Genomic DNA, 21067 nt, shown 5'->3' on the forward strand with positions numbered 1-21067 from the left:
GTGATGACACGATGGGGTAGCCAGTGGTTCTGAAAACCTTCGGCTGGTCGTTCGCGATCACCGCGCTCGGCCTGGTCGCAGCGGTCTTCTACGGGGGGTGGACCGCCTTCGGCATCGTGGCGATCCTCTCCGTCCTGGAGATCTCGCTGTCCTTCGACAACGCGGTGGTCAACGCCGGGATCCTGAAGAAGATGAATGCCTTCTGGCAGAAGATCTTCCTCACCATCGGCATCCTGATCGCCGTCTTCGGCATGCGGCTGGTCTTCCCCGTCGTCATCGTCGCCATCAGCGCTCAGCTCGGTCCGATCGAGGCCGTCGACCTCGCGCTCACCGACAAGGACCGCTACCAGGAACTCGTCACCGACGCCCACCCGGCGATCGCCGCGTTCGGTGGCATGTTCCTGCTGATGATCTTCCTCGACTTCATCTTCGAGGACCGCGACATCAAGTGGCTGAGCTGGCTGGAGCGCCCGCTGGCCAAGCTCGGCAAGATCGACATGCTGTCGGTCTGCATCTCGCTGATCGTCCTGCTGATCGCCGCGATCACCTTCGGTGCCAACGCCCACCAGCACGGCGGCGTCCACGTCGACAAGGCGCAGACGGTGCTGCTCGCCGGCATCGCCGGCCTGATCACCTACATGATCGTGGGCGGGCTCTCCGGCTACTTCGAGGACCGCCTCGAGGAAGAGGAGGAGCGCGAGCACGAGGAGGAGGAGCAGGCCGCACGCGAGGGCAAACCCAAGTCGGCCATCGCCCTGGCCGGCAAGGCCGCGTTCTTCATGTTCCTCTACCTCGAGGTGCTGGACGCGTCCTTCTCCTTCGACGGTGTCATCGGCGCCTTCGCCATCACCAACGACATCGTCCTGATGGCGCTCGGCCTCGGCATCGGCGCCATGTACGTCCGTTCGCTCACCGTGTACCTGGTCCGCCAGGGCACCCTGGACGACTACGTCTACCTGGAGCACGGCGCCCACTACGCCATCGGGGCCCTGGCCGTGATCCTGCTGGTCACCATCCAGTACGAGATCAACGAGATCATCACCGGCCTCATCGGTGTGGTGCTCATCGGCTGGTCCTTCTGGTCCTCCGTGCGCCGCAACCGGGCGCTCGCGGAGGCCGAGGGGGACGCCGGCACCAAGACGGAGGTCACCTCCGGGGTGTGACAGCCCTCCGGGTGAGGAACGCTTCCCAGCGGGGCGGTCGTCGAGGACTCTCCTCACGGCCGCCCCGCCGGTCGTACAGCGGGGTTCGACAAGCGGATCTGGGGCGGGAATGGGCTTGCTGGACGGACTGCGGCGCGGTCGCGGAACGGACTTCGACTCGGGCAACGCGGCCACCAACGCCATCGAGCTGACCAAACGGCACGGGCATATCTCCCTGACCAAGCAGGGCGCGGCCACCGGGCATCTGCGCATCAACCTCAGCTGGCGGATGCGCACCTCCGACATCGGCGGCTCCCAGCGCGAGAGTCTGCTGCGCCACCCCTTCCGGGCGCTCAAGCCGCCGGAGGTCGTCGGGCACAGCCAGAGCATGGTCAATGTCGACCTGGACCTGGGCTGCCTGTACGAACTGCAGGACGGCACCAAGGGCGTGGTGCAGCCGCTCGGCAACTACCTCGGCGACGTCAACGCGCCGCCCTACGTCAAGCTCAGCGGCGACGACCGCTTCGGCTCGGCGTCCGGGGAGACGATGTACGTCAACCTCGATCACCGCGAGGAGATCAAGCGCCTGCTGGTCTTCGCCTACATCTACGACCAGACCCCGGCCTTCGACCGCACCCATGCGGTGGTCACGCTCTACCCCAGCAACGGCCCCCGCATCCAGATCGGTCTCGACGAGCGCGCCCCCCAGGCACGCTCCTGCGCCGTGGTCCTGATCGAGAACGTCAAGAACGAGATCATCGTGCGCCGCGAGGTCAAGTTCGTCTACGGCTTCCAGGCGGAGCTGGACCGCCTCTACGGCTGGGGCCTGCAGTGGGGCCGCGGCTACAAGTCCAAGGCGACCCGTTAGCGGGTGCGGGCGGCGGACGAAGGGCGCCTGGCGGCCCGGGCGCCCCGTCCGGCGGGCCCTAGCGCCCGATGAACTGCGGCCCCTGGGGCGGCAGGCGGAAGTCGGGGTCCGGGGCGGCGGCCGCCGCCGCGGGCGGGTAGCCGTGGGCGGGCGGGCTGGTGGGCTGCGGGTAGCCGTAGGCCGGCTGGGTGGCCGGGGGCTGCTGGGGGTAGCCGTAGGCGGGCTGTGCGGGCTGCGGCGGGACCTCCGGGGGCAGCGGGGCGGCGACCGGGGGCTGGGCGGGCGGCGCGGGCGGTGGTGACGGGGGCTGGGCCGGGGGCGTTGGTGACGCGGCCTCCGGGGCCGGCGAGGGTGTGGCGGGCTCCTGCTCCGGCTCGGACTCGTCGACCGAGATGCCGAAGTCGGTGGCCAGGCCCTTCAGTCCGTTCGAGTAGCCCTCGCCGAGCGCGCGGAACTTCCAGCCCTCCCCGCGGCGGTACAGCTCACCGCAGATCAGCGCGGTCTCCTGCCCCGTCTCCGGCTTGACGTCGAAGTAGGCGATGGGCTCGCCCTCCGGGTCCTGCGCGTCGTGCAGCAGGATCCGCAGCGCCCGCACCTGGTCGAAGGTGACACCGTCCGCCGAGGCGACCAGAAGTATGCGGCTGACGCCGGCCTCGACCCCGGCGAGGTCTGTCTGAATCGTGTCGGTCAGGCCCTCGGCCACCCGCTTCTTGCCGAGCCGCCACACCTTCCCGGAGGGGTGCCGGGGCTGGTTGTAGAAGACGAAGTCGTCGTCGGAGCGCACACGGCCGTCGGGGCCGAGCAGCAGCGCGGAGGCGTCGACGTCCGGCACCCCCTGCCCGGGTGACCAGCGCAGCACTGCGCGTACCGTGGTGGCCTCGAGCGGGATGTTGGACCCCTTCAGCATCGCGTGCGTCATGCGGTCATCCTGCCTTCTCCGTCCTGATCACGACAATGCGGGGTGCGCGCCCGGCACCGTGGGATTACGTGAAGTTCATGCCCCGCGGGAACCCGGGACATCGATTGCTACGTACTATTACCGGCCACCTTCCGACACTTCACACGGGGAGTTCCATGCGTCATTTCGGGCACGTCGCCCCAGAGGTGCGGAAACGTCTCTTCTATCAGGAACCCGCAGAATTCACGCCGGACTCCCCGGCCCGGCTCCTCTCCGCGGCACTCGGCGCGACCCTCTACAGCCCCGCGACGCGTCCCCGGCTGGCCGACGACATCGTCAAGCAGGCCGGACGCGGCGTGGTCTCGATGGTGCTGTGCCTGGAGGACTCCATCGACGACGCCGAGGTCCTCGCCGGCGAGGAGAATCTGGTCCACCAGTTCACCGACCTCGCCGGGCGGCCCGGAGCGGAGCTGCCGCTGCTGTTCATCCGCGTCCGCATCCCCGAGCAGATCCCCGACCTGGTGCGCCGCCTGGGCCCGGCCGTCCGGCTGCTGTCCGGATTCGTGCTGCCGAAGTTCACCGAGGAACACGGCATGCCGTTCCTGGAGGCGCTCACCCTCGCCGAGGCGGAGACCGGCCGGCGGCTGTTCGCCATGCCGGTCCTGGAGTCCCCGGAGCTGCTCTACCGCGAGTCCCGCGTGGAGACCCTGGAGGGCATCGCCCGCGCCGTCGGCAAGTACCGCGACCGCGTGCTCGCCCTGCGCCTCGGCGTGACCGACTTCTGCTCCTCCTACGGGCTGCGCCGCGGCCCCGACATGACCGCCTACGACGTGCAGATAGTCGCCTCGGTGATCGCCGACGTGGTGAACATGCTGGCCCGCGCCGACGGCACCGGCTTCACCGTGACCGGCCCGGTGTGGGAGTACTTCCGCGTCCAGGAGCGCATGTTCAAGCCTCAGCTGCGGCAGAGCCCGTTCCTCGAGGTGCAGGCCGTCGAACTGCGCCAGAAGCTCATCGAGCACGCCATGGACGGCCTGCTGCGGGAGATCTCCCTGGACCAGGCCAACGGCCTGCTCGGCAAGACCTGCATCCACCCCTCCCATGTGCTGCCCGTGCACGCGCTGTCCGTGGTCAGCCACGAGGAGTTCAGCGACGCCCGGGACATCCTCCGGCCGGAACGCGGCGGCGGGGGAGTGCTGCGGTCCGCGTACACCAACAAGATGAACGAGGTGAAACCGCACCGCGCCTGGGCGGAGCGGACCCTGCTGCGCGCCGAGGTCTTCGGCGTGGCCAACGAGGACATCGGCTTCGTGGAGCTGCTGGCGGCCGGTCTCGCCCAGTGACCACGGGCCACGCCCGGACACCGGGCCGGGACAATGACGGAGTAGGCACTGTGAACGAGGGGGTGCACCGCGGGGTGCGTCGTCGAACACGGACCGGCGAGGTCTGGTCCGGCAGCTGGGTCGCCGAGCGGCTCGGAGTCGAACTGGCCGGGGACGGGCACCTGACCGAGCTGCTGGGGCTCGCGCTGCGCCGCAACCCCAGGCGGGCCCATCTGCTCGTCTCCAACGTGCTCGGCAAGCACGTCCCCCAGACCCCGTCCGTGGTGCACGGACACGGCGTCCGCCTGGGCCGCCGGGTGCGCGAGCTGCTCGGCGAGCAGGCGCACCGGGCCGTGGTCCTCGGCTATGCGGAGACCGCGACCAGCCTCGGGCACTCGGTCGCCGACGGCCTGGCCGTCGCCCCCTACCTGCACTCCACCCGCCGCCCCGTCCCGGGCGTCGCCTCCGCGGGCGGCTTCGAGGAGTCCCACTCCCACGCCACCTCCCATCTGCTGCTCCCGGAGGACCCCGCGCTGCTGGCCGGGGACGGGCCGCTGGTCCTGGTCGACGACGAGTTCTCCACCGGCAACACGGTGCTGAACACCGTGCGCGCCCTGCACCAGCGCTATCCGCGGCACTGGTACGTGGTGGTGGCCCTGGTGGACATGCGGTCGGCCGAGGACGCCGCGCGCCTTGCGGACTTCGCCGAGGAGATCGGCGCCCGCGTCGACCTGGTGGCCGCCGCCTCCGGGACCGTGCGGCTGCCCGACGGCGTGCTGCGCAAGGGCCAGGAGCTGGTCGCCCGCCATGAGGCGGAAGCCGCCGCGCAGCCGCCGGCCCCGGCCGCGCCCGGCCGCATTACCCGCGTCGGCCTGGGCTGGCCGGAGGGCCTGCCCGACGGCGGCCGGCACGGCTTCACCCCCGCACAGCGCGACCGCCTCGAGCGGGCCCTGCCCGGCATGGCCGCCCGCATCGCCGGCGCCCTGCCCGCCGGTGCCCGCCGCGTCCTGGTGCTCGGCTTCGAGGAGCTGATGTACGCCCCGCTCCGCCTCGCCGGCGAGCTGGAGCGCTCCACCGACGCCGACGTCCGCTTCTCCACCACCACCCGCTCGCCGGTCCTCGCGGTCGACGACCCCGGCTACGCCATCCGCACCCGCCTGGTCTTCCCGGCCCACGACGACCCCGCCGACGGCCCCGGCGAGCGCTACGCCTACAACGTCGCCGGCGCCGGCTTCGACGCCGTCGTCGCGGTCGTCGACTCCGTCGCCGACACTCCCGCCCTGCACGCCCCCGACGGCCTGCTGGCCCGGCTCGCCGAGCACACCCCGCAGGTGCTGCTCGCCGTCGTACCGTCGTACGTCCCGCCCGCCGGGCGCACCGGCCGGTCCCCCGCGCACGACCCCCTGGAAAGGCCCGCCTCCATGCTGCCCGAGCCCCTACGCGGCCCCGACTTCTCCTCGTACGCGCCCGAGGAGGTCGGATGGCTGCTGCAGGACCTCTCGCACGTGATGCTGGAGGCGCCGACCGAGGAGCGCGAGGAGGCCATCCAGAGCGGCGGCGCGCACTACGCCGAGTCGCTGCCGGTGGAGTACCAGCCGACCCCGCAGTACCAGGAGCTGTACCACGCGGCCCTCGAGGCCTCGGCGGCCCGGATCGCGCACGCGGTGGGCGTGGTCACCGAGACCGTCCTCGCCGAGCTCCCCCGCTCCCGGGGCCACCAGGGCGGGGGGACCCCCGTGCCCCGCCCGGTCCTGGTCTCCCTGGCCCGCGCCGGCACCCCCATCGGCATCCTGATGCGCCGCTGGGCCCGGCACCGCCACGGTCTCGACCTGCCGCACTACGCGGTCTCCATCGTCCGGGGCCGGGGCATCGACGCCAACGCGCTGCGCTGGCTGGCCGAGCACCACGACCCGCGCGACGTCGTCTTCGTCGACGGCTGGACCGGCAAGGGCGCCATCACCCGCGAACTCGCCCAGGCCATAGCGGAGTTCGAGGAGAAGTACGGCATCACCGGTTTCCACCCGGAGATCGCGGTGCTGGCCGACCCCGGCTCCTGCGTACGCACCTACGGCACCCGCGAGGACTTCCTCATCCCGTCGGCCTGCCTCAACTCCACCGTCTCCGGCCTGGTCTCCCGCACCGTGCTGCGCGCCGACCTGGTCGGCCCGGACGACTTCCACGGCGCCAAGTTCTACCGCGAACTCGCCGCGTCCGACGTCTCGGTGGCCTTCCTGGACGCCGTCTCCGCCCGCTTCGACGAGGTCACCGACGCCGCCTGCGCCCAGGCCGAGGAGCTGCTCGCCGCCGACCGCACCCCCACCTGGGAGGGCTGGGCCGCGGTGGAACGCATCAGCGAGGAGTACGGCATCCACGACGTCAACCTGGTCAAGCCGGGCGTCGGTGAGACCACCCGGGTGCTGCTGCGCCGGGTGCCGTGGAAGGTGCTGGCCCGCAAGGGAGCCGGCCGCGACCTCGACCACGTCCGGCTGCTGGCCGAGCAGCGGGGAGTCCCGGTGGAGGAGGTCGACGAGCTGCCCTACACCTGCGTCGGCCTGATCCACCCCCGCTACACCCGCGGCGCGACCGGCGCCGACGGCAAGGCGGTGAGTGTGTGATGCCCGCACTCGTCGCCAGCGACCTCGACCGCACGCTGATCTACTCGGCCGCCGCGCTCGCCCTGACCATGCCGGACGCGCGGGCGCCGCGCCTGCTGTGCGTGGAGGTCCACGAGAGCAGGCCGCTGTCCTACATGACGGAGACCGCGGCGGAGCTCCTCACCGACCTCGGCGACGCGGCCGTCTTCGTCCCCACCACCACCCGCACCCGCAAGCAGTACCAGCGCATCAACCTCCCCGGCCCGCCGCCGAGGTTCGCGATCTGCGCCAACGGCGGGCACCTCCTGGTCGACGGGGAGACCGACCGCGACTGGCACGCCCGGGTGCTCGCCCGCCTGGCCGACGAGTGCGCGCCGCTGTCCGAGGTGCGGGAGCATCTGCTGCGCACCGCCGACCCGGTGTGGGTGCGCAAGCAGCGCGTGGCCGACGACCTGTTCGCCTACCTCGTCGTCGAGCGGGAACTGCTGCCCGAGGAGTGGGTGAAGGAGCTGGCCGCCTGGGCGGAGAACCGCGGCTGGACGGTGTCCCTCCAGGGCCGCAAGATCTACGCCGTGCCCGCGCCGCTGACCAAGAGCGCGGCCGTGCACGAGATCGCCCGGCGCACCGGGGCGGACCTCACGCTGGCCGCGGGCGACTCCCTGCTCGACGCGGACCTTCTGCTGGCGGCCGACCGCTCCTGGCGTCCCGGCCACGGCGAACTCGCCGACGCCGCCTGGACCGCTCCCGGCGTCCATGCCCTCCCGGAACGGGGCGTACTGGCCGGCGAACGCATTCTGCGGGAACTGCTGCGCACGGTGCGCACCCCGCGCTGAGGTGCTCCGCGCCGGGCTGCTCCGCGGTGGGTGCCTGCCGTCAGCCGCCGCAGCAGCCGCCGCCGCAGCAGCCGCCGCCGGCGCTCGGCTGCGGGGCGGGGGAGGCGGACTGCGCGGTGCCGCCGACCGCCACCGTGGAGAGGAGCTTCACCGTGTCGTCGTGGCCCGCCGGGCAGGTGGCGGGCGCGGAGGACTCGGCCATGGGCCGGCTCAGTTCGAAGGTGTCGCCGCAGGTCCGGCAACGGTATTCGTAGCGAGGCATGGGCAAAGGTTAACCGGCTCAGGGGGCGCCGGCGCCGCGTTCCTCGCGGATCCGGGCGACCACCTCGGCCGCGGTGGCCCGCACCGCCTCCGTCTCCGTCAGGAAGCGCCAGTAGTCGGGGTGGCGTCCCTCGAGACCGGCGATCGCCTGCTCCAGGCGGGCCACGGCGGCGTCCAGGGGCCCGGCGTGGCGCGGATCGGGCGTGTTGCGGCCGGCCATGGCCAGACGCTGGGCGTCGCGCAGGGCGAACCGGGTGCGTTCGATCTCCTGCTCGGGGTCCTTCTGCACGGCGTTCAGCCGGTTCAGCCGCTCACCGGCGGCGGAGACCGCCTCGTCGGTGGTGTTGAGCAGCGCCCGCACGGTCGAGAGCAGGGCGGTGGCGTCGGCCCAGCGCTGCTCGTTGCGCGCGGCCTGCGCCTCGGCCAGCTTGGCCTCGGCCTGGCGGACGTTGTCCACGGCGACCTCGGGGACGCGCTGCAGGTCCTGCCAGCAGGCGACGGTGAAGCGGCGGCGCAGCTCGCTGAGGATCGGCTCCACCTGCTCCGAGCGGGTGGTCAGGGCCTGGGCGCGGGTGCGCAGGGAGACCAGGCGGCGGTCGATCTCGGCGGCCCGCTCCGGCAGCCGTTCCGCCTCCACCCGGATCGCCTCGGCCTCGCGGGTGACCCGTCCGGCCCGCTCCAGGGTCTGCGGCACGCCGTGCCGGCCGGCGCCCTCGTTGAGCTTGGTCAGCTCGGGGGAGAGGGCGGCCAGCCGGGCGGCCAGGTCGTCGGCCTTCAGCCCGCCGCCGCGCGCCGTGTCCAGCGCGGTGGAGGCGGCGAGCAGCGCCTGCCGGGCGCGTTCCACGGCGGGCGCCAGCCGGGCCAGCTGGGTCTCCGCCTTGTCGAGCAGCGGCCCGAGGCTCCGGGCGAAGCGGTCCAGCTCCTGCTTGACCCGGGTGAGCTCGTCCTTGGCGGCGGTCAGCTCGCTGCGGGCGCGGGAGGCGGAGGAGGCGTCGAGGTCGTCGCGGTCGAGGTCGTGGGCGTCGACGGCGCCGATGTAGCGGTGGCTCGCCTCGTCGATGCGCCGGCCCAGCGCCTCGAAGTCGGCGATGGCGCGCCGGGCGGCGGGCGAGTCGTCGACCGCGTTGATCGTCTCGATGGAGATGCGCAGATCGCGCTGGGCGCTGTCCAGCTCGTAGAAGGCGGCCGCCGCCGCGTCCTTGGCGGCCTGCGCCTCGGCGCGCTGGTTCTCCGCGCGCCCGCCGAACCAGCGCCGGGTGCCGCCGCCGGCGAACGTGGCCGGCAGGGCCAGCGCGGCGATGAGCGGCAGCATCGTCAGTGTGAGAACGTCGCGCGCCGCCCGGAGCGGAATGCGGCCGCGCGCACGGCGCGCGCGCGGCTTCGACGGCGAGTACGGCTGTGCTGGTGTCGCCGTCACATCCCTCTCCCGTACTGTCGTTCGCCCTGCCCGGTTGTCATTCTCCCACCGGTACAGGACGAACACACGGGCCGGTCAGTTCGCCGTACGGATCACGAGTCCTCCGTCGCGGGTGCGGGCGGTCACCCGGTGCGGGCTCGAGTCGTCGCGCGGCACGGACACGCGCTCCGGTCCGTCGCCGGTCTCGGTGTCCACCCGGTAGGAGGCGCGGGGCAGTTCGACGGTCAGAAAGCCGTCCTGGGTGCGGGCGTCCACCCGGTCGGGCACGGAGCCGAGCGTGAGGCGCACCGAGCCGTCGCCGCTGTGCACGCGCACCGAGCGGGAGGAGACGTCGGCGCGCACCGAGCCGTCGCCGGTGCGCAGCTCCAGGGGCCCCGAGGTGTCCGTGACCTTCACGGAGCCGTCGCCGGCGCGGATGCTGAGCGGGTCCTCGAAGCCCTGCGCCCGCACACTCCCGTCGCCGTCCTCCACCTTCACCGCGAGCCCCCGCGGCACCTCGACGCGGTGCCGTGCGGAGCAGTCGACGACGATCCCGGAGCACTTCAGGCGCAGCGTCAGCCGGTCGTTCTTCATGCTCCACGTCACCTCGGGGTCCGAGCCGATGGCGACCTTTCCCACGAACCACCGCGTGACCTCGACCTTCCCCTCCTCCTGCTCGTCGGTGGCGACGAGTTCGAGCTCGGAGTCGTCCGAGTCGACGGTGAGGGTGCCCCCCCGGACGTCGAACGTCCGGTGCTCGGGGGTGTCGTCGGACGCGGCCGAGCTTCCGCAGGCGGTGACCCCGGCGAGGAGCACCACCGACATCCCGGCGAGCGCCAGCCGGGCAGGGACGCTGCCGCGGCCCTTCCCGGCACGGCGGTCCTGGGACCTGCGGAACGTACGGCTCTTGCTGCTCATCACAATCTCCCCCTGGAATGGTCGAGGCGCGCCTTCCAGCGCTCTTCGACCGTAGGGAGCCCGCGTCCGGCGGACGATCCGGCCGACTCCCGTCTCCGTGGTGGGGATATCCCCCGCAACCGGTGGCGCCCGCCCACCGGTACGGGTTTGCGGGACCGCGCCCGGGGCAAGGTAGGCTGTCGGCTCGTCCTGGGTGCACAACACCCGGGCCCGGGTGCGTAGCTCAGGGGTAGAGCGCCTGCCTTACAAGCAGGATGTCGGCGGTTCGAAACCGTCCGCGCCCACGCGCAGGTCAGAGGCCCCTCACCGGATCGGTGAGGGGCCTCTCGCTGATCGTTCAGGAGACCCTCAGGAGATCCTCAGGAGATCAACTCCCCGCGCGGTCACTTCCCGTCCTCCTTCGCCGCGTCCTCCGCCGGCTTCTCGTGCGCGTGCTTCAGGGCGGAGCGGGCGCGCATGCGGTCGGCGCCGGTGAGCTCGGACCAGTAGCGGTGGGTGCTGATGAACACCGCGAGTTCGTGCTCGCGGCGGCGCAGCTTCTCCACCTCGGCCTGTTCGTCCTCGGTCCAGCCGGGCGAGGCCGGGCGTTCCACCTTGCGCCAGCCGTTGTCGTCGCTGAAGCCGTCGAGAGGTTCGACCGACCAGGGGAGACGCTTCAGCAGGGCCGACAGCTCGGCCCGGACCTGATGCAGTTCCTCCTGACCGGCGAGGAGGTCACTCGGAAAGTCATAGGTCTCAGCCACGGTCCAATGATACGCCTGTTCGATTCTGTGGGGCGGGTTGTACGGGAGTCCGGACCCGGGGTTCACCCGATCGTGGAAGCGGCGGCCGGCAGGGGTCAGACTGGGGGCATGTGCCGGAGCATCAAGACCCTGCGTCCGCCCGCGTTGCCCGAGGAGGCGACCGAGGAGGAGATCAGGGCCGCAGCCCTGCAGTACGTCCGCAAGGTGTCCGGTTTCCGGGCGCCGGCCGCCCACAACCGCGAGGTCTTCGACCGGGCCGTGGACGCCGTCACCGAGGCCACCGCCGAACTCCTGGCGGGTCTGGAGGTGCGGGGCGCGCCGGCCCGCAGGGCGGCGGGTTAGACACCTTCCGGCCCGGTCCAGGGGCGCCTGCCCTGCCTTCAGGGATCAGGACGCCTCGGAGGGGCAGGGGCCTTCGGGGTCAGGACGCCTCGGAGGGGCGGGGGTGGCGGCGCATCAGGAAGGCCGCTCCCGCGCCCGCACCGAAGAGGGCGCCGACGGAGACGGCCGTGGCGACCCAGGTGGCGCCCAGCCAGTGGGCGCCGAAATAGCCGAGGGCCACGCTGTACGCGGCCCAGGTCAGGCCCGCCAGGGCGGACCAGGGGAGGAAGTCGCGCGGGCGGCGGTGCGCGGCGCCCGCGCCGAGGGAGACCACCGAGCGCCCCGCGGGCGCGAACCGGGCGAGCACGACCAGCGCGCCGCCGCCGCGGGCCAGTGCCGCGCCGAGACGTTCCTGCGCACGGGTCAGCCGCCGGGAGCGGGCTATCGCCCGGTCCAGCCGGGGACCGCCGCGCCAGGCGAGCCGGTAGGCGACGAGGTCGCCCAGCACGGACGCGGTGGCGGCGCACAACGTGAGCACGACGATGTCGGGCACGTCGGTCGCGGTGCTCGCGGCGGCCGCCGTGGCCGCGGTGATCACCAGGACGCCGCTCGGCAGTACCGGCAGAAAGACGTCGAGCAGGACGGAGAGCGCCACCACCACATAGATCCATGGGCTCCCGACCAGCGACGCGAGACTCTCCACCCGATACTCCCCATGGCTCCCCCGTGGGCCAGACCGTGCCGGGCCGTCGCGGGGGAGCGGCAGATGAGGCAGGAGTGGCCGATGACAGCCATACAGCGTACGCGTCAAGGGTGACAGAAGGGTCACGGGGGGTTCGCGCGTCGGACGAGGAAGGCCGTCGGGGAAGGCGCGCGCACCGGGCGGGGAAGCCGGGAGGGGAGTGACTGGGAGGTAAGTCGCCGGGCGGTGAGAGACCGCGAGGCGGACGGCCCGGCGGCTCAGGCCGCCACCGGTGACCGTTCGGGCCGGTCCTCCTGCGCGGAGGTGCGCCCGGCGAACAGGCGGTCCAGGCCGAAGGCGCCGGAGCCGGTGAAGATCAGCAGGAACATGGCCCAGCAGTACAGCGCCGCGCCCTCGCCGTCGTTCTGGATCGGCCACAGCGCCTCGGGCTGGTGCACCGTGAAGTACGCGTAGGCCATCGCACCGGAGGCGATGAACGCCGCGGCGCGGGTGCCGAGGCCGAGCAGCACCAGGCTGCCTCCGGCCAGCTCGATGGCGGCCGCGTACCAGTCGGGCCAGGCGCCCGCCTCCACGGTGCCGCCGTTGCCGTCCGCACCGCCGAACGCGCCGAGCAGGGCGCGGGCACCGTGGCAGGCGAACAGCAGGCCGACGGCTATCCGGAACAGCCCGAGGGCGTACGGCTGCCAGCTGTTGAGGCGTTCGGTCATGTGCGGGGTCTCCTTCGGTCAGGCCGGCCCTGTCGGCCGGTCCGGGGGAACACCGGATCGCCAACGTTAGGTTGGCCTAACCAATGCTTGCAAGTTCAAGTTTCGGCCATGAGGTCACGCCGATGCGGCAGAACGGCCCTCGCCGCTGCCCTCGGCGTCGCCGGTGATCAGTACGTGAATCAATACGTGCCGCCCCCGGGGCCGGTGCTCAACGCCGTGACGCACTCCACACCCCGGGCGGTCTCGAGCCGCCGTGCACCTCGCCGCCGGGGCTCAGTCGCTCAGTCTGGTCTCGCTGACGGTGTGCAGCCGAGCCGCCGCCCCGTCGCGGCCCCTCGTGCGGGCGTGCTCCAGCCGCAGCACCGCCGAACTCCCGTGCGTCGACAGCGTCATGAGCTGATTGCCGAACCAGGGCCCGCCGGTCTTCCGCCAGCTCACCGGCGGCCGCCCGCAGCGGCCGTGCCGGAGGAAGAGGCGGCCCAGGCGGCGGGCCGGAGCGCTCCAGCCGAAGCGGAAGCCGAGCCTCATCGACTGCGGAATGGAGTTGTGCACCGGCGAACAGGTCAGCTGCAGCACCCGCGCCCGCGGCTCGCGTCCATCCGGCCAGTGCGGCTCGGCGACATAGGCGTGGTGGACGTCGCCGGACAGCACGCACACGGTGGCCGGCGCGTCCGGGCCCGAGGCGGCCTCGGCGATCACCTCCGCCAGCTCGGCGAACGAATCCGGGAAGGCGGGCCAGTGCTCCAGATCGGCCGCCCGCCGCAGCTTCTCGCCCAGGCGCGCCCAGCGCGGACCCTTGCCCCCGCCGCACAGCACCGAGCTCCACACCTCCACGTCGTGCACCAGATGCGGCAGCAGCCAGGGCAGGGAGGTGCCGATGAGCAGGTGGTCACAGGCGCCGCGGGCCTCGCGGACCTCGGTGCGCAGCCACTCCCACTCGCCCGGATCGAGCATGGAGCGCCGTCCTTCCTCGAGGACGCGGGCGGCGCGGCTGTCCACCATCAGCAGCCGCACCCGGCCGAAGTCGCGCCGGTAGCTCCAGCGCGCGGCGGTGGCGTCCGCCTCGGCGGCCGCGGCGAAGGCGCGCAGCGCGTCGGTGCCGTCGGAGGACTCCCGCACGGCCGCGTACACCGGGTCGGCGGCCAGCTCCGCGGGGGAGAGGTTGCCGATGTGCTGGTGCACCCAGTACGACATCAGCCCGCTGAGCACCCGCTCCCGCCACCAGGAGGTGGTGCGCATGTCCTCGACCCAGGACGCGGAGGTGTTCCAGTCGTCGATCACGTCGTGGTCGTCGAAGATCATGCACGAGGGCACGGTGGACAGCAGCCAGCGCACCCGCGGGTCCAGCCAGGACTCGTAATAGAGGTGGGTGTACTCCTCGTAGTCCGCCACCTGGTCGCCGGGCGGGTCGTTCAGATCGCGGCGGGCGGCGAGCCAGGCGCGCGTGGCGTCGGAGGTCTCGTCGGCGTACACCTGGTCGCCGAGCAGCAGCAGGACGTCGGGCCGCTCACCGGCGGGGTCGGCGGCGAGCCGCGCCGCGAGGGCGTCGAGGGCGTCCGGGCCGACCGGGTCGGGCTCGCCGGGCGGGGGCGAGGCCCAGCGGCAGGAGCCGAAGGCGATACGGGTGCCCGCGCCGGGGCCCGGCGGGGCGATCACCGAGGGCGGCAGGGAGGCGTACGGTTCCTCGGCGAGCGGCCAGACCCGGGTGCCGTCGAGGAGCACCTCGTACTCGGTGGGCGAGCCCGGGGTCAGCCCGCTCACCGTGACCAGCGCGTAGTGATGGCCGGCGATACGGAAGGTGGGGGCGCTGCCGCCGCTGCCGTCGGCGCAGCGCACCTCGGCGGTGGCCGGACGGCTCGTCTCGACCCACACGGTCGCCGACGAGCCGTCCAGATGGCGCAGCAGCGGTCCGAGGCGCAGTCCGGTCATGGTGACCCCTTCCTCTCCGTCGCTGCGTACGGTACGCAGCGACGGAGGCGGGCGGGGAGATCCCGGCGGTCACGCGTGGTGCGTCTCCGGGTTCGCCGCGTCAGCAGGTGGCCAGCCCGCTCTGCAGCGCGGACTTCTCGGCCGAGTCGACGGACAGGTCGTAGTAGTACTTCACCTGCACCCAGGCCCGCAGGTAGATGCAGTGGTACGCCGAGCGCGGCGGCATCCAGCTGGCCGGGTCCTGGTCGCCCTTGGACTGGTTGACGTTGTCGGTGACGGCGAGCAGCTGCGGGCGGGTCAGGTCGTTGGCGAAGGCCTGGCGGCGCGCGGTGGTCCAGGAGCCGGCGCCGGAGTCCCAGGCCTCGGCGAGCGGCACCAGGTGGTCGATGTCGACGTCGGAGGCGGCGCTCCAGGTGGCGCCGTCGTAGGGCGAGTACCAGCTGCCGCTCGTGGCGGCGCAGTTGGCGTCGGTGACGACGTCGCTGCCGTCGCGCTTGAGGACGGTCTCGCGGGTGTTGCAGGTGCCGGACTGGGTGATCCAGTGCGGGAACAGGTCCCGGTCGTAGCCGGTGCGGTCCTCGGGGGCCACGGTGAGCGTGGCGAGATAGCTGCGGGCGGTGGAGGCGCTGACCGGGGTGGGGAGGGCGGCGGAGGCGGTGGGGCCGTTGAACAGCCCGACGGAGGCTATGAGCCCGGTGAGCGCGGTGAGGACGCTCAGCCGTCGACGCGCGTAGAACTTCGGCATGCGAACTCCCTTGTGGGGTAGGGGCGTTGACACACGAGCAGGGGCATGCTCGCCACGCCGCATGACGGAGAGGGATCTCTCCGGTAAGAAGCTAGAGACGTGTTCATGACACGTCTATGGATGCGGTGTGGTTGAGCTGTGAAATTTCTCGCCCGGGGTCCGGCAGGGCCGTCCCGTACGATGGGGGGCGCAGAAGGGGAGTAGCTCTTCGCCGGACCGTCGACATACTGCTCAGCCCGCCTGAGCCGGCGCCCGGAGGCGGCCCCCGGGCACGTTCACGTGCTCAGGTCCGCCAGCGAGACCTTCGGCAAGCAGTGCATGCCCGCGCCGTACGGCACGGGCGCCGAGTGCGCTGCCGTGCCGAGGTGTCCGCTGTCGCACAGCACTCTCGGTGGGGCAGCCCCGACCGATTGAGGAACCGTTGATCAGCCTGACCGTGACGGCCGTCGTCTTCGGCGTCGTCTTCCTCGCCGAACTGCCCGACAAGACCGCGCTCGCCGGTCTCGTCCTGGGCACCCGCTACCGCGCCTCCTACGTCTTCGCCGGTGTCGCCGCCGCGTTCGCGCTGCATGTGGCGCTCGCGGTGGCCGCGGGCAGCGTGCTGACGCTGCTGCCGCAGCAGATCGTGCACGCACTCACCGGGGTGCTGTTCCTGGGCGGCGCGGCCATGCTGCTGCTGAAGAAGGACGAGGGCGAGGAGGAGGTGCGCAAGCCGGAAAACCAGGGCTTCTGGAAGGTGTCCGGGGCCGGGTTCACGCTGATCCTCGTCGCCGAGTTCGGTGATCTGACGCAGATCATGACGGCGAACCTCGCTGCTCGTTATGACGATCCGCTCTCCGTGGCGGTGGGCGCGGTGCTGGCGCTGTGGGCGGTGGCCGGACTGGGCATCGTGGGGGGCAGGGCCCTGATGCGGCGGGTGCCGCTGCGGTTGATCACGCAGGTTGCCGCGGTGCTGATGCTGGGGCTCGGGGTGTGGAGTCTCTGGGAGGCGGTCGCGGGGTGACGTCGTCGTCCGGTGCCCCGAGCCGGCGTGGGGGGCCTTGGTGGCGCCGGGGCGGGATCGTTTTGTATCGTGGGTGAACAAAGTGGCTCCCGCCCGTTTCCCCTGACCGGCGGGCGGGGCCGCCTTGTCCTCCCGGGGGAGCGCCGCCGAGTTCCTCCGCCTCAAGCGACTGGAGCTGCCGATGCCGGCCACCGCCGTACTCACCGCCCGGGCCCTCCTGCTGGACATGGACGGCACCCTCGTCAACTCCGATGCGGCCGTCGAACGCGTCTGGCGCCGCTGGGCCGAGCGCAACGGGCTCGACGGGGACGAGGTGATGAAGGTCGTGCACGGGCGCCAGGGGTACGCCTCGATGGCGCTGCTGCTGCCGGACCGGCCGATGGAGGAGAACTACGCGGACAACGCGCGGATGCTGGCGGAGGAGACGGCTGACACCGAGGGTGTCGTCGCCATTCCGGGTGCCCCGCAGTTCCTGGCTTCTCTGCGGGGTGTGCCGCATGCGCTGGTGACGTCGGCGAATGTCGCGCTGGCGACGGCCCGGATGGCGGCGGCCGGCCTCGAGATGCCCGAGGTGCGGGTGACGGCGGAGTCGGTGGGGGCCAGCAAGCCGGATCCGGAGGGCTTTCTGAAGGGTGCGGCCGAGCTGGGGGTCGATCCGGCCGAGTGCGTGGTGTTCGAGGACTCGGGAGCCGGGATCGAGGCGGGGCGCTCCGCGGGGATGCGGGTGGTGGGGGTCGGACCCCGGGCCGGGGCGTACCGGCCGGATGTCGTGGTGCGGGACCTCACGCAGCTGCGGGTCGACGTGTTCGACGGCGGGGTGCGGCTGCACGTGGGGGAGTGAGCGCCGGGGCCGTGGGGGCGGTCTCCGTGCCTTGCCGGGTGCGGGGCGGGCCGTGGCTGGTCGCGCGGTTCCCGGCACCCCTGGGGGCTGCCCCGTCTGCCCGGCGGTTTGCTGCGAGCCGTGGGGGGCGGGTGTGCAGTGCCCGCGCCCCTGGAGGGGTGCGCTGGTTTCAGGGTTCGCGGGTCTCGGACTCCAGGAGCCGGCGGGTCGCGGGACCGTAGACGCCCAGCTCGTCGCGGAGGCCGCGGGACCACTGGTAGGCGCGCAGGGCGTCCTCGGTGCGGCGGTTGAAGTTGCCGTGGATCTCGTCGTTGTAGAGGTGCAACTGGGCCAGGCGGGACTGGAGTTCGGCCACCTCGTCGCCGCGGTCGCCACGGCGCAGCACCGGGGGCGGGGCCGCGCGGCGGGCGCCCTCGTCCTCCTCGGCGGTCTCGGCCGGCTCGGCGGCGCTGGTCGACGGGCGGGCGGGCGGGGACGTCCGGGTCGGGGACGGGGTGGCGCTGGAGGCCGACGGGGAGGGGGAACCGGAGGTGCTCGCGCTCGCTGAGGCAGAGTCCGAGGGGGACGAGGAGGGGGAGGCGGAAGGTGCGCCGGAGCTGGGGGCGGGGGTGACCTCCGACGGGGTGACGTCGGGGACGCTGGCCCTGGTCTCGTCCGGGAGGGACTCGTCGCGGGACGGGGGCTCGTAGGAGAAGAGGCCGCTCGCCCAGCCGGCCGCGCCGACGACGGCGACCACCGTCCCCGCTGCCGCGAGCAGCGCGGTGCCGCGACGCCGGCGCGGGGGCGCGGTGTCGTCGGGGGAGACCGGGGCGGGTCCGCCCGGTGCGGGGGTGGCCTCGAAGAGGTCCAGGTCCTCGGGGCTGGGCCCGGCGGGCGCCGACGGGGTGGCCAGGGCCGCGGTCTCTGGGGGTACGGCACGAAGCGGCATGGTCGCGTCGGCCGGGGTACCGGGGGTGCCGTTCTCCTCGTCCGGCGTACCGGACGCGGGGCGGCCGTCCAGCTCCACGTACGGGCGGATGCGCAGCGGGTCGAAGTCCTCGGCGGCGGCCGCCTCCGCCGTCCGGGCGTCGCGCAGGGCCTCGGCGGCGCGGTCGGAGCAGGCGCAGGACGGGGTGTTGTCGCTGTTTCTGGGCGTGCCGCACTCCGGGCACGGGTTGCCCCTCGGCTGATCCACGCGTCGTCCCTCCCCTCGCGAACTCCAAGGATTATGCAGATCTTCTCCACACCTGCCGTGGGGCGCCCCCGGAATGTGAACTTCCGGCAGGACTCGACAGGCCATAACGGGACACACCGATCACGATGGAGAGGAACCCGGGATTCTGTGGAGGTCTCCATGGCCGATGACGCGCACCGCGGCACGCCGGACGCGAGCGCCACCAGAACCGCGCCCGGCACGGGACCGCAGGCCGGGCCGGACGGCGCCGGCGAGCAGGTGTCCGGCAATGTGCTCGTCTCCATCGGCGCCCTGCTGCTCGGTCTGCTGCTCGCGGCACTCGACCAGACCATCGTCTCCACCGCGCTGCCCACCATCGTCAGCGAGCTGGGCGGCCTGGAGCACCTGTCCTGGGTGGTCACCGCCTATCTGCTCGCCTCGACCGCCGCCACTCCGCTGTGGGGCAAGCTCGGCGACCAGTACGGGCGCCGGCGGCTGTTCCTGACCGCCATCGTGATCTTCCTGATCGGCTCGGCGCTGTGCGGGGCGGCGCAGGACATGGCGCAGCTGATCGCGTTCAGGGGACTGCAGGGGCTGGGCGGCGGCGGTCTGATCGTGCTGTCCATGGCGATCGTGGGCGATCTGGTGCCGCCGCGCGAACGGGGCCGGTACCAGGGTCTGTTCGGGGCGGTCTTCGGCGCGACCAGCGTGCTGGGGCCACTGCTGGGCGGGCTGTTCACCGAGCACCTGAGCTGGCGGTGGGTCTTCTACATCAACCTGCCGGTCGGTGTCGTCGCGGTCGCCGTCATCGCCACCGTCCTGCACATCCCGCGCCGCGCCACCCGGCACGTCATCGACTACCTCGGCACCTTCCTCATCGCCGCCGTCGCCACCTGCCTGGTGCTGGTCGCCTCCCTCGGCGGCACCACCTGGGCCTGGGGCTCCACGCAGATCGTGGGGCTCGCGGTGCTGGGCGCGGTGCTCGCCGTCGCCTTCGTGGCGGTGGAGCGGCGGGCCGCCGAGCCGGTGCTGCCGCTGAAGCTGTTCCGCATCCGCACCTTCACGCTGTCCGCCGTGATCAGCTTCGTCGTCGGCTTCGCGATGTTCGGCGCGATGACCTATCTGCCGACGTTCCTCCAGGTGGTCCAGGGCGTCACCCCCACCATGTCCGGCGTGCACATGCTGCCGATGGTGGCCGGCATGCTGATCGCCTCCACCGGCTCGGGGCAGATCGTCAGCCGCACCGGCCGCTGGAAGGTGTTCCCGATCGCCGGCACCGCCGTCACCACCCTCGGGCTGCTGCTGCTCCACCAGCTCGACGAGAACAGCTCCACCGGGGAGATGAGCGCCTTCTTCTTCGTCTTCGGCCTCGGTCTCGGCCTGGTGATGCAGGTCCTGGTGCTGATCGTGCAGAACGCCGTCTCCTACGAGGACCTCGGCGTCGCCACCTCCGGCGCGACGTTCTTCCGCTCCATCGGCGCCTCCTTCGGCGTCGCCGTCTTCGGCACGATCTTCGCCGCCCGGCTCGGCGACGAACTCGCCGCCGCCTTCCGCGGCGCCCAGCTCCCGCCCGGCGTCACCCCCGCCGCCCTGGAGGCCGACCCGCGCGGCATCGACGCACTGCCGGCCGCGCTGCGCCCGGACGCCGTCCACGCCTACGCCGTCGCCATCACCGATGTCTTCCTGTACGCGGTGCCGGTCGCGCTCGCCGGATTCGTGCTGGCCTGGTTCCTGCGGGAGGACCGGCTGCGCGCCTCGGTCACCGCGCCCGACGCCACCGAGACCCTCGCCAGCAACCCCGTCGAGCGGTCCTCCTACGACGAGGTGTGCCGCGCGCTGTCCCTGCTCGGCACGCGCGAGGGGCGCCGCGAGATCTACCGGAAGATCACCGCCCGCGCCGGCTACGACCTGCTGCCCGCCTCCAGCTGGCTGCTGCTGCGGATCCGCCGGCACGGCTCGGTGGAGCCGGCGCTGCTCGCCGAGCGCACCGCCATCCCGCTGAGCGTGGTGATGGACGCCGCCCGCGAGGTCGAGTCCCGGCACCTGGCGGCGCGGCGCGGACCCGACCTGGTGCTCACCGAGGAGGGCCGGACGGTCGCCGAGCGGCTGGCGCAGGCCCGCGAGGAGTCCCTGGCCGAACTGCTCGGCGACTGGTGGGGGCCCGACCGGCCCACCGACCTGGTCCAGCTGGTGCACGACCTGTCCGGCGAGCTGTGCGGCTCCAGCAGCGAACGCCCGAGGGGCGGGAGCCCACGGGGAGAGCGGCCGGTCACGCGCGCGGTCTGAGGGGGCACGAACAGGGTCCGGGGCGGCCGGCCGAGGACTCGGGCGAGCGGGCGGGCCGGCCGGGCCCGGGCGAGCGGGGTGAGCGGCTCGGTGAACCAGTGCCCGGCGTACGGGTCGGTGCTGTGCGGCCCGGTCTCCGGGTGGCCGGGCCGGGCGTACAGGGTGCGGGCCCCGACCGGGTCGCTGCGGGCGTCCAGGATCGTCCGGCGGGCCCCGCGAGCCCGTGCCGCCTCCCCGGCGGGCCGCACCAGCAGCGCCGGGTCGGCGCCGTCGTACGCCGCGATCCCCCGCTCCAGCTCCCCGGCGTCGGTCCTGCGGCCCCCGCGCAGCAGGCACCAGCGGTCGCAGACCTCGGTGCGGCAGGGGCAGGCGCGCCAGAGTGCGGCGGTCGGGGAGGCGGGCGG

General features: G+C 72.9%; 19 protein-coding genes and 1 tRNA gene. 10 read left to right on the top strand and 10 right to left on the bottom strand.

What is annotated here, in order from left to right; all coding sequences use genetic code 11:
• Positions 1–23 precede the first annotated feature (23 nt).
• Entirely contained in the window at positions 24–1163 is a 1140-nt protein-coding gene (locus tag HCJ93_RS20260) for a DUF475 domain-containing protein (protein WP_167997165.1), read from the top strand.
• Positions 1164–1272: 109 nt separating this feature from the next.
• Positions 1273–2010 carry a TerD family protein gene (locus tag HCJ93_RS20265; RefSeq protein ID WP_167997167.1) on the top strand — a complete coding sequence of 246 codons (738 nt, stop codon included), beginning with the start codon at positions 1273–1275 and terminating at the stop codon, positions 2008–2010.
• 58 nt (positions 2011–2068) lie between these two features.
• Here HCJ93_RS20265 and HCJ93_RS20270 read toward each other — a convergent pair whose 3' ends face one another.
• A complete protein-coding gene (locus tag HCJ93_RS20270) occupies positions 2069–2929 on the bottom strand; it encodes a TerD family protein (RefSeq protein WP_167997168.1) in 861 nt (286 codons plus the stop codon).
• A 155-nt stretch (positions 2930–3084) separates the two neighbouring features.
• On the opposite strand from HCJ93_RS20270, the gene HCJ93_RS20275 reads away from it, so the two are divergent.
• The 3 genes from HCJ93_RS20275 (at position 3085) to HCJ93_RS20285 (ending at position 7657) form a co-directional block, all read left to right on the top strand.
• Positions 3085–4251 (top strand): HpcH/HpaI aldolase/citrate lyase family protein, encoded by a 1167-nt coding sequence (locus HCJ93_RS20275; protein ID WP_167997169.1) that lies wholly within the window; start codon positions 3085–3087, stop codon positions 4249–4251.
• 74 nt (positions 4252–4325) lie between these two features.
• On the top strand, positions 4326–6845 hold the full coding sequence (locus HCJ93_RS20280) for a phosphoribosyltransferase (protein ID WP_167997170.1): 2520 nt from the start codon (positions 4326–4328) through the stop codon (positions 6843–6845).
• The gene (locus HCJ93_RS20285) at positions 6845–7657 is read left to right on the top strand and encodes an HAD family hydrolase (protein ID WP_167997171.1); all 813 of its coding nucleotides are present in this window, start codon (positions 6845–6847) and stop codon (positions 7655–7657) included. The genes HCJ93_RS20280 and HCJ93_RS20285 overlap by 1 nt, the downstream gene beginning before the upstream one ends.
• Positions 7658–7697: 40 nt before the next feature.
• On the opposite strand, the gene HCJ93_RS20290 is transcribed toward HCJ93_RS20285, so the two are convergent.
• The 3 genes from HCJ93_RS20290 to HCJ93_RS20300 form a co-directional block, all read right to left on the bottom strand.
• Positions 7698–7919: an FmdB family zinc ribbon protein gene (locus HCJ93_RS20290; protein WP_167997173.1), complete on the bottom strand. Its 222-nt coding sequence runs from the start codon at positions 7917–7919 to the stop codon at positions 7698–7700.
• Between the two features lie 18 nt (positions 7920–7937).
• The gene (locus tag HCJ93_RS20295) at positions 7938–9335 is read right to left on the bottom strand and encodes a hypothetical protein (RefSeq protein WP_167997175.1); all 1398 of its coding nucleotides are present in this window, start codon (positions 9333–9335) and stop codon (positions 7938–7940) included.
• Positions 9336–9410: 75 nt separating this feature from the next.
• Entirely contained in the window at positions 9411–10139 is a 729-nt protein-coding gene (locus HCJ93_RS20300) for a DUF4097 family beta strand repeat-containing protein (protein WP_240967725.1), read from the bottom strand.
• A gap of 305 nt (positions 10140–10444) precedes the next feature.
• On the opposite strand from HCJ93_RS20300, the gene HCJ93_RS20305 reads away from it, so the two are divergent.
• Positions 10445–10516: transfer RNA gene (locus tag HCJ93_RS20305), tRNA-Val, on the top strand.
• Between the two features lie 99 nt (positions 10517–10615).
• Here HCJ93_RS20305 and HCJ93_RS20310 read toward each other — a convergent pair.
• Positions 10616–10975: a DUF8825 domain-containing protein gene (locus tag HCJ93_RS20310; RefSeq protein ID WP_167997178.1), complete on the bottom strand. Its 360-nt coding sequence runs from the start codon at positions 10973–10975 to the stop codon at positions 10616–10618.
• 108 nt (positions 10976–11083) lie between these two features.
• Between HCJ93_RS20310 and HCJ93_RS20315 the strand changes: the two genes are divergently transcribed.
• A complete protein-coding gene (locus HCJ93_RS20315) occupies positions 11084–11317 on the top strand; it encodes a DUF2277 domain-containing protein (protein ID WP_167997180.1) in 234 nt (77 codons plus the stop codon).
• Positions 11318–11396: 79 nt separating this feature from the next.
• Here HCJ93_RS20315 and HCJ93_RS20320 read toward each other — a convergent pair whose 3' ends face one another.
• From HCJ93_RS20320 to HCJ93_RS20335, 4 genes are all read right to left on the bottom strand, one after another.
• A complete protein-coding gene (locus HCJ93_RS20320) occupies positions 11397–11999 on the bottom strand; it encodes a DedA family protein (protein WP_167997182.1) in 603 nt (200 codons plus the stop codon).
• Positions 12000–12256: 257 nt separating this feature from the next.
• Positions 12257–12706 carry a DoxX family protein gene (locus HCJ93_RS20325; protein WP_167997184.1) on the bottom strand — a complete coding sequence of 150 codons (450 nt, stop codon included), beginning with the start codon at positions 12704–12706 and terminating at the stop codon, positions 12257–12259.
• Between the two features lie 273 nt (positions 12707–12979).
• Complete coding sequence (locus HCJ93_RS20330; protein WP_167997185.1) at positions 12980–14635, bottom strand: alkaline phosphatase D family protein; 1656 nt, start codon at positions 14633–14635, stop codon at positions 12980–12982.
• A gap of 100 nt (positions 14636–14735) precedes the next feature.
• On the bottom strand, positions 14736–15380 hold the full coding sequence (locus HCJ93_RS20335; protein WP_167997186.1) for an HNH endonuclease family protein: 645 nt from the start codon (positions 15378–15380) through the stop codon (positions 14736–14738).
• 421 nt (positions 15381–15801) lie between these two features.
• Between HCJ93_RS20335 and HCJ93_RS20340 the strand changes: the two genes are divergently transcribed.
• Together HCJ93_RS20340 and HCJ93_RS20345 are read left to right on the top strand one after the other, a co-directional pair.
• Positions 15802–16383, top strand: coding sequence for a TMEM165/GDT1 family protein (locus tag HCJ93_RS20340; RefSeq protein WP_167997187.1), 582 nt, complete (start codon positions 15802–15804; stop codon positions 16381–16383).
• A 181-nt stretch (positions 16384–16564) separates the two neighbouring features.
• A complete protein-coding gene (locus HCJ93_RS20345; protein WP_167997213.1) occupies positions 16565–17224 on the top strand; it encodes an HAD-IA family hydrolase in 660 nt (219 codons plus the stop codon).
• Positions 17225–17393: 169 nt separating this feature from the next.
• Here HCJ93_RS20345 and HCJ93_RS20350 read toward each other — a convergent pair whose 3' ends face one another.
• Positions 17394–18398: a peptidoglycan-binding protein gene (locus HCJ93_RS20350; protein ID WP_309141459.1), complete on the bottom strand. Its 1005-nt coding sequence runs from the start codon at positions 18396–18398 to the stop codon at positions 17394–17396.
• A 159-nt stretch (positions 18399–18557) separates the two neighbouring features.
• Here HCJ93_RS20350 and HCJ93_RS20355 point away from each other — a divergent pair, with 159 nt between their 5' ends.
• Positions 18558–20663, top strand: a complete 2106-nt coding sequence (locus HCJ93_RS20355) for an MDR family MFS transporter (RefSeq protein ID WP_167997189.1) — start codon at positions 18558–18560, stop codon at positions 20661–20663.
• Positions 20664–21067: the final 404 nt, after the last annotated feature.

Origin of the sequence: Streptomyces composti (assembly GCF_012034205.1) — a bacterium.
In the GTDB taxonomy this organism is placed as follows: Bacteria; Actinomycetota; Actinomycetes; order Streptomycetales; family Streptomycetaceae; genus Streptomyces; species Streptomyces composti.

Bases quoted from the DNA above. Each gene is read 5' to 3' on its own strand.
- HCJ93_RS20300 (WP_240967725.1), bottom strand. From the start codon at position 10,139: ATGTCGGTGGTGCTCCTCGCCGGGGTCACCGCCTGCGGAAGCTCGGCC.
- HCJ93_RS20275 (WP_167997169.1), top strand. From the start codon at position 3,085: ATGCGTCATTTCGGGCACGTCGCCCCAGAGGTGCGGAAACGTCTCTTC.
- HCJ93_RS20265 (WP_167997167.1), top strand. From the start codon at position 1,273: ATGGGCTTGCTGGACGGACTGCGGCGCGGTCGCGGAACGGACTTCGAC.
- HCJ93_RS20285 (WP_167997171.1), top strand. From the start codon at position 6,845: ATGCCCGCACTCGTCGCCAGCGACCTCGACCGCACGCTGATCTACTCG.
- HCJ93_RS20335 (WP_167997186.1), bottom strand. From the start codon at position 15,380: ATGCCGAAGTTCTACGCGCGTCGACGGCTGAGCGTCCTCACCGCGCTC.
- HCJ93_RS20290 (WP_167997173.1), bottom strand. From the start codon at position 7,919: ATGCCTCGCTACGAATACCGTTGCCGGACCTGCGGCGACACCTTCGAA.
- HCJ93_RS20345 (WP_167997213.1), top strand. From the start codon at position 16,565: ATGCCGGCCACCGCCGTACTCACCGCCCGGGCCCTCCTGCTGGACATG.
- HCJ93_RS20270 (WP_167997168.1), bottom strand. From the start codon at position 2,929: ATGACGCACGCGATGCTGAAGGGGTCCAACATCCCGCTCGAGGCCACC.
- HCJ93_RS20330 (WP_167997185.1), bottom strand. From the start codon at position 14,635: ATGACCGGACTGCGCCTCGGACCGCTGCTGCGCCATCTGGACGGCTCG.
- HCJ93_RS20325 (WP_167997184.1), bottom strand. From the start codon at position 12,706: ATGACCGAACGCCTCAACAGCTGGCAGCCGTACGCCCTCGGGCTGTTC.
- HCJ93_RS20315 (WP_167997180.1), top strand. From the start codon at position 11,084: ATGTGCCGGAGCATCAAGACCCTGCGTCCGCCCGCGTTGCCCGAGGAG.
- HCJ93_RS20355 (WP_167997189.1), top strand. From the start codon at position 18,558: ATGGCCGATGACGCGCACCGCGGCACGCCGGACGCGAGCGCCACCAGA.